The organism is Bacillus cereus group sp. BfR-BA-01441 (assembly GCF_022663075.1).
GTDB classification, from domain to species: Bacteria; Bacillota; Bacilli; order Bacillales; family Bacillaceae_G; genus Bacillus_A; species Bacillus_A cereus.
Window position 1 is genome coordinate 1 of record NZ_JAKUEU010000137.1, and the last position, 7,241, is coordinate 7,241.

Below are 7,241 nucleotides of genomic sequence, written 5' to 3' on the forward strand. Positions count from 1 at the left end.
TGCTAGAATGGCAGACGTACATAAAGCAATTGCTGCGTATTTTCTCATAAAAATCACCTTCTATTGTGTAGTATGTTGCATATTGACATTAAAATCCCCACCGCTATAAGAGTGGTGGGGATATACCCTTGTTCATCATATCATTTGAAGAAAATGAGGGGAATATGATTTTTAGGAGGCTATTAAGGTAATAGATTAGTGACTTTGAATAGATGTATTTTTTTGTTTCTTATTAGAATTAATAATAATATAACCGACTACAAAGATAAGAGGAATAATGAAGACATAGATAGGCATTCCCCATACATAATAGCTTTTCAGCGTTAAGACTAGTAAATGTAAGAAATCGAAAATTGCGTGGGCTTTCATAATATCCTCCAATGGTTTTTTGAAAATTATAACATTTTTAACTTATTATTTGTATAATTTGGAAAGTGATTTAAGCTAATTTTAAAGTAAGAAGAATACATATTAATATGCAATTTTGCATAAGGATATGTATTTTATTAAAATATAAAGATTTTATACTATAATGAAAACCGCTATAAAACTAAGTAAGAATAATGTATGGAGTGGAGAATAGAAATGAAATATAAAAAAATAATATATATCTTTTTTATATCGCTATTTATAGTTGGTTGTCAAAGTGAAGTGAGTAAAGCGAATAGCGTGGAAGAGTATATTCCATCGCATCTTATGAATGCGGAAGTGACGGCGGATATTATGACACTAGAATTTCCTTATGAGATAAAAGAGAAATTAGAGAAAATCGGAAATAAAATGAGCAATAGTATTACAAATAATTTAGATTGGTATTTGAAGTATGCCGAAGAAGAAATTATACCGAAAAAAACGTTTCCTTATCATCAAAACTTAGGTATTACAAAAGAAGAATATGATTTTATGATAGATAAAATGGATAATGCAGAATATATAAATACCAAAGACGGAAAACTCTTTTTTAAAAAGAAAGATCATGAAATTCAAATTCTCTCTGATGAAAATTTGAAGCTAATTAAAAATATTCGAATTGATACAGAGAAGAATACAATTAAAACTCCTTTGGGAGAATGCGAATATGAAGGTGAAATAAAGGCGTCGGATGAACAAAAAGCTACTGGTCCATGGAGTGGGAAGATGTGGACTTTAAAAAGCGATGGATTACTTTATCATTTTTCATTAGGAAAGTTAAAAAACATAAACAAATCTATCATTTACATTTCAATAAAAGGTATATATAAAGATAGGATTATCAATACAGAAGAAGCAGTTGAATTTCACTCGGTTTCATAAAGAATCAAAAAAATCACCTTACTTGTTAAAGTAAGGTGATTTTTTATTAAATAAACAATCCAGCGATTGTCGCAGATAAAATAGAAGCAAGTGTTGATGCAAATAGCATTTTCCAACCAAATTTAGAAACAACGCTTCCTTGCTTTTCAGAAAGGGCACGGATTGTACCAACGATTGCACCAATTTGGCTAATACTTGCGAAGCTAATTAAGAATACTGTAACGATTCCAACTGTACGTGGAGCTAATGTTGTAGCTGTGTCTTTTAAATCAAGGATTGCTACAAACTCGTTTAAAACAATCTTCGTACCCATAATACCACCAGCTGGGATAATATCTTGAGCTGGAATACCCATTAAGAATGCGAATGGAGAAAGTACGTAACCGAAGATTTGTTGTAAAGTAACAGCATGTCCCATTGCGCCTGAAGCTGCACTAATTACGTAGTTTACAACTTCCATCACACCGATAAAGGCGATCATTAATGCGGCAACGATACCAGCTACTTTTAAACCATCAAGCGCACCGTTAATCATTGCGCCGATAAAGCTGTCTCCGAATAGAGTTCTATCAAATTTCTGAATCACTTCATCTTCTTTCTTCGTATCAACTGGTGTTAATAACGAACAAACGATTAAGCTTGAGAATAAGTTTAGCGGAAGAGCTGCTAGTACGTATTTTGCATCTAACATCATTACGTATGATGCTGTAACAGAAGCAGAAACGGAGCTCATCGCAGAACAACAAATGATAAACATACGGTTTTTATTGAAATGCTGTAAATCGTTTTTAATAACGATTAATGCTTCACTTGAACCGAAGAATACAGAGTTTACTGCGTGGAATGACTCAACGCGTGGTAAACCAGTAATTTTTGAAATTGCACCGCCGACAACGCGAACGATGAATGGTAAAACACCTAAATAACTAAAGATTGAAAGTAGTGCTGAGAAAAATACGATGATTAATAATACGTTTAAGAAAAAGACAAAATCTCTGTGAATTCCATTAAAGAGAAAATCGACACCTGTCGTACCAAGTTTAATTAGTTTGTTGAAAACTTTACTAATGAAAATAATGATTTGTTGACCAATCTTTGTAGCAAACATAAACCAACCGATTAAAATTTGGAAACCAATCATAATTGCAATTGCACGGAAGTTGATTTTACTTTTGTTGTTTGACAAAGCAAAACATAAACCTAACACGGCAAGAATACCGATAATGCTCATTACATATTGCATGTAGTTGCCCCTTTCAGAAGTTCGTATAAAGTTTGTACATAAAACGCTCGTTATATTACTAAAAATAAAAGAACGAGGTTTTATGTCATACGTAAGATGTCTGACCTTTTAGAAAAATAAAAATAAAAAAAGACCCATATGGATTCACTTTCATCTATGAGAGAAAGCTAATCAATATGAGTCCTTTTTTGCGCATAGGCTAATATTCATTAGTTTTCCCCATAGTCCAGCAATTTAAGGTTGCCGGGTAGAAACTCTCGATCCATATTATCAAGTATATATGAGGTAACATCGTCCGTATTAAATTAGTAGTAGCGTAACATTAACAGAGAAGTATCGTCAATAGCTTTTTTTCTTCCAATAGAAAAAGACCATATAAGTATGATAAAATGTAACGCAGTGTTATGAAAAAGAGAGGTCGGAAAATGAGTACTAAAATGACGCCACCAGTTGAGAAAAACGAGTTTATAGATGTAGTATTTGAAGATTTAACACATGATGGTGCCGGTGTTGCGAAAGTAAAGGGCTATCCTATTTTCGTTAAAAACGGATTACCAGGTGAAGAAGCGCAAATTAAAATTATTAAAGTGAAGAAAAACTTTGCATTTGGTCGTTTAATGAAGCTTCATACAGAAAGTCCATATCGTAAAGATGCTGAATGCCCAGTATATAATCAGTGCGGCGGTTGTCAGCTTCAGCACTTAACTTATGAAGGACAATTACAAGCGAAAGAAAAACAAGTACGTGACGTTATGCAGCGTATCGGAGGACTAGGTGATGTTCCTGTTCATCCTGTACTTGGCATGAAGAATCCGTGGGTATACCGTAATAAAGCACAAGTACCAATCGGAGAACGTGAAGGCGGACTTGTAGCTGGTTTTTATCGCCAAGGAACGCATGACATCATTAATATGGAATCATGCTTAATTCAGGCAGAAGAAAACGATACATTAATCCAAGAAGTAAAACGTATTTGTGAAAAGCACGGTATCACTGCGTACAACGAAGAGCGTAACAAAGGAACACTTCGTCACGTAATGGCTCGTTACGGACAAGTAACAGGGGAAATTATGCTTGTCTTCATTACGCGTACAGCAGAATTGCCGAACAAAAAAGCAATTATTGAAGAAATTGCAGCGAAATTCCCAGAAGTAAAATCAATTGTTCAAAACGTAAATACGAAGCGTACGAATGTAATTTTCGGAGACAAAACGACAGTACTGTACGGATCAGAATACATTTATGACTTTATCGGTGACATTAAATTTGCGATTTCAGCACGTTCATTCTATCAAGTAAACCCAGAGCAAACGAAAGTGCTTTACGATAAAACGTTAGAATACGCAAAATTAAATGGTAACGAAACAGTAATCGATGCCTATTGCGGAATCGGATCAATCTCGTTATTCCTAGCGCAAAAAGCGAAAAAAGTGTACGGCGTTGAAATCGTCCCAGAAGCAATCGAAGACGCAAACCGAAACGCAGCACTAAACAACATGACAAACGCTGAATTTGGCGTAGGAGAAGCAGAAGTAGTCATTCCAAAATGGTACAAAGAAGGCGTAATCGCCGACACAATGGTCGTAGACCCACCGCGTAAAGGCTGTGACGAAGCATTACTAAATACACTCATCGACATGAAGCCAAACCGCGTCGTATACGTATCGTGTAACCCAGCAACATTAGCACGTGATTTAAAAGTACTAGAAGAAGGCGGATATAAAACACAGGAAGTACAACCTGTTGATATGTTCCCGCATACGACGCATGTGGAGTGTGTGGCTTGGCTTAAGTTGGTATAATAGGAAAGCAGTTGATATAGGGGAAATCTATACCACCTGCTTTTTGGTTTACAAAAATACCATTCATAAGCGATTTTAGTTAAAATAAATATTGCTGATTTTCACAAATTATAAATTGAGATTTTGAAATTGTATTCATAGTGAGAGGATTTGAATTTGAAATGATAGATAATTTTTGGCGTGAATTACCACGACCATTTTTCGTACTTGCACCAATGGAAGATGTGACAGACGTTGTTTTCCGTCACGTAGTAAGTGAAGCAGGTCGTCCGGACGTATTCTTCACAGAGTTTACAAACTCGGATAGCTATTGTCATCCAGAAGGTATGAAAAGTGTACGTGGCCGTTTAATTTTTACAGAAGACGAACAGCCGATGGTGGCACATATTTGGGGAGACAATCCCGAATACTTCCGTCAAATGAGTATTGGTATGGCAGAACTAGGATTTAAAGGCATCGATATTAATATGGGTTGCCCAGTTCCGAACGTTGCATCAAGAGGAAAAGGGAGTGGCCTTATTCTACGTCCAGACGTTGCAGCAGAACTTATCCAAGCAGCAAAAGCGGGCGGACTACCTGTCAGCGTAAAAACAAGACTTGGCTTTAAAGAGTTAAGCGAGTGGGAAGATTGGTTAACGCACATTTTCAAACAAGATATTGCAAACCTTTCTATTCACTTACGTACAAGAGAAGAAATGAGCCAAGTAGATGCGCACTGGGAACTAATTCCGGAAATTAAAAAATTACGTGACCGCATTGCACCAAATACGTTAATAACAATCAATGGAGACATCCTTGATCATAAAATGGGGCTGGAACTTGCTGAAAAATACGGCATTGATGGCGTAATGATCGGACGAGGCATCTTCAAAAATCCATTTGCTTTTGAAAAAGAGCCAAGAGAGCATAGCAGTAAAGAGCACCTAGATCTTTTAAGACTACAACTTGATCTTCAAGATCAATATGCAGAAGTACTGCCACGCTCAATCACAGGGCTTCACCGCTTCTTCAAAATTTATGTAAAAGGCTTCCCTGGAGCTGCTGAATTGAGAAATCAATTGATGAGTACGAAATCGACTGATGAGGTGCGTGCTTTGTTGGATAAGTTTGAGGATAGTGTTGGTGTGGCTCAGGATAGTGAGACGGTTTAACTTTTAAGCAGTTAAATCATTTCATATGTAGTGCATGACATGAGTGAGTTGAAAATAAGCGTAGAGCTGGAAAAGAACAGTGTATTTGAGAAATCAAAACACTGTTTTTTTTCTTTTAGTTAATGTTAAGAGAGAAATCTTTTTATAGGCATATAAAAAACATGTAAGAGCGCTGTAGATACAATGATAGAGAAAAGTTCGGGTAAGACTATAAAACATATCTTTAAAATGTTAAAGTATTAATTTAGCGGACAATAACTAAAAGGTTAGATTAAACATGATAATTTAAAGCAGGTTATAGCATAAACTTTAACCGCTGAATAAATAATCAACATTTCAGGAGGAAACCCAATGGCAATGAGCAACAACGATATATTAAAAAGAGTACGATACGCTTTAGATATAAAAGATATAGATATGGTAGAAATCTTTAAACTAGGCGGGATGGAAGTAACGAAAGAAGACGTAGTTGATATGCTTACAAAAATAAAGAGAGCTCCTCAGCATGAAGCTGAAAATGATGAGGTAGCTGAAGATGAGTACGTAAAAACATGCGATATGATGATGTTAGAGGCATTTTTAAACGGATTTATTACTTTAAAAAGAGGAAAGCAAGATCCGAAACCAGGGCAGCCTGCACCTGTACAGAGCAAGGAGAGTGCCAATAACCTTCTTCTAAAGAAAATGAAAATCGCACTATCTTTAACGAGTGAGGATGTACTTGATATATTAGATAGCGTAGGCGTTACGGTAACAAAAGGAGAGTTAGGCGCTCTATTAAGAAAGAAAGGCCATAAAAATTACAAAGAGTGTGGCGATAGATACGCAAGGAATTTCATTAAGGGATTAGGTGTAAAGTATAGAGGATAATGAGTTCGTTAAAGCAGTAAATGATATAATAGGTAGAGTAGGACGTTCGTATCCTACTCTTTTTTATTTGTAAAAATACTATGCTAGGTGATGAAATGGTACATACATATTTAGGTGAGACAATTAATTTTCATATAACTTATAAGAAGAAAAAGTCCGTGCGTCTTTTTGTGGATTCGTATGGAAATGTGGAAGTGCAGGCTCCGAAAGGGACACCTGTTGAATACTTAGTTCAGTTGCTAGAGGAAAAGTGGGATTGGATTCAGACAACACGTAAGGAAATGGCGGAGCGAGCGCGTGGACCACAGGAAAAGGATTATGATCAAGGAGAGGGCTTTTTGTATTTAGGGAATACGTATCCGATACAGATTTCCCAAGATGCAAGCATTGAGCAAGACAATGCGATTTTTGAAGGGGATAAGTTACATATTTATGTGAAAGAGCTTAAGGATGAGAAAATACAACAAGCTTTAAAACGATTTTACTATAAGCAGTGTAAATCTTTAGTAGAGAAGAGTATTAAAGCGCATCAAAGTAATTTCAAAACAAAACCACGTTCTATTCGTATTACAGATAGTAGTCGTACTTGGGGTACTTGCGATTCTAATTTACAACTAACATTCAATTGGAAGCTAGCAATGGCACCACAGCGAGTAATTGACTATGTAGTTGTTCATGAAATGTGTCATATGGTTCATTTAAATCATGATCGATCTTTTTGGCGTCTTGTCGGGAAGATAATGCCTGATTATAAAGAAATGGAGAATTGGTTAGCGTTATCTAGTTGGAAGATGACGGTTTAGGAAGGGATATCGATTTTTGTCTGTAAATCGATATTTCTTGTCGAATCGTTGATATATTGTGAGTTTTGATAGATATATT

The 7,241-nt window shown here is 35.7% G+C and carries 7 protein-coding genes and 1 riboswitch; of the genes, 5 read left to right on the plus strand and 2 right to left on the minus strand.

What is annotated here, in order from left to right:
* Nucleotides 1-195 precede the first annotated feature (195 nt).
* On the minus strand, nucleotides 196-369 hold the full coding sequence (locus MR107_RS28385; protein ID WP_000643592.1) for a hypothetical protein: 174 nt from the start codon (nucleotides 367-369) through the stop codon (nucleotides 196-198).
* Nucleotides 370-585: 216 nt separating this feature from the next.
* Between MR107_RS28385 and MR107_RS28390 the strand changes: the two genes are divergently transcribed.
* Nucleotides 586-1,293, plus strand: coding sequence for a hypothetical protein (locus MR107_RS28390; RefSeq protein ID WP_078404135.1), 708 nt, complete (start codon nucleotides 586-588; stop codon nucleotides 1,291-1,293).
* A 46-nt stretch (nucleotides 1,294-1,339) separates the two neighbouring features.
* Here MR107_RS28390 and MR107_RS28395 read toward each other — a convergent pair whose 3' ends face one another.
* Nucleotides 1,340-2,536, minus strand: a complete 1,197-nt coding sequence (locus tag MR107_RS28395; protein ID WP_242293020.1) for a NupC/NupG family nucleoside CNT transporter — start codon at nucleotides 2,534-2,536, stop codon at nucleotides 1,340-1,342.
* Between the two features lie 202 nt (nucleotides 2,537-2,738).
* Nucleotides 2,739-2,840, minus strand: a riboswitch (purine riboswitch).
* A gap of 121 nt (nucleotides 2,841-2,961) precedes the next feature.
* Between MR107_RS28395 and rlmD the strand changes: the two genes are divergently transcribed.
* From rlmD to MR107_RS28415, 4 genes are all read left to right on the plus strand, one after another.
* Complete coding sequence (gene rlmD, locus MR107_RS28400; protein WP_242293021.1) at nucleotides 2,962-4,338, plus strand: 23S rRNA (uracil(1939)-C(5))-methyltransferase RlmD; 1,377 nt, start codon at nucleotides 2,962-2,964, stop codon at nucleotides 4,336-4,338.
* Between the two features lie 161 nt (nucleotides 4,339-4,499).
* Nucleotides 4,500-5,489, plus strand: a complete 990-nt coding sequence (locus MR107_RS28405; protein WP_242293022.1) for a tRNA dihydrouridine synthase — start codon at nucleotides 4,500-4,502, stop codon at nucleotides 5,487-5,489.
* 351 nt (nucleotides 5,490-5,840) lie between these two features.
* Nucleotides 5,841-6,359 carry a YehS family protein gene (locus tag MR107_RS28410; protein ID WP_001251702.1) on the plus strand — a complete coding sequence of 173 codons (519 nt, stop codon included), beginning with the start codon at nucleotides 5,841-5,843 and terminating at the stop codon, nucleotides 6,357-6,359.
* A 95-nt stretch (nucleotides 6,360-6,454) separates the two neighbouring features.
* Nucleotides 6,455-7,162 (plus strand): M48 family metallopeptidase, encoded by a 708-nt coding sequence (locus MR107_RS28415; protein WP_000233759.1) that lies wholly within the window; start codon nucleotides 6,455-6,457, stop codon nucleotides 7,160-7,162.
* Nucleotides 7,163-7,241: the final 79 nt, after the last annotated feature.

Coding starts and splice junctions, on each gene's coding strand:
- MR107_RS28385 (WP_000643592.1), bottom strand. CDS start 369: ATGAAAGCCCACGCAATTTTCGATTTCTTACATTTACTAGTCTTAACG.
- MR107_RS28390 (WP_078404135.1), top strand. CDS start 586: ATGAAATATAAAAAAATAATATATATCTTTTTTATATCGCTATTTATA.
- MR107_RS28395 (WP_242293020.1), bottom strand. CDS start 2,536: ATGCAATATGTAATGAGCATTATCGGTATTCTTGCCGTGTTAGGTTTA.
- rlmD (WP_242293021.1), top strand. CDS start 2,962: ATGAGTACTAAAATGACGCCACCAGTTGAGAAAAACGAGTTTATAGAT.
- MR107_RS28405 (WP_242293022.1), top strand. CDS start 4,500: ATGATAGATAATTTTTGGCGTGAATTACCACGACCATTTTTCGTACTT.
- MR107_RS28410 (WP_001251702.1), top strand. CDS start 5,841: ATGGCAATGAGCAACAACGATATATTAAAAAGAGTACGATACGCTTTA.
- MR107_RS28415 (WP_000233759.1), top strand. CDS start 6,455: ATGGTACATACATATTTAGGTGAGACAATTAATTTTCATATAACTTAT.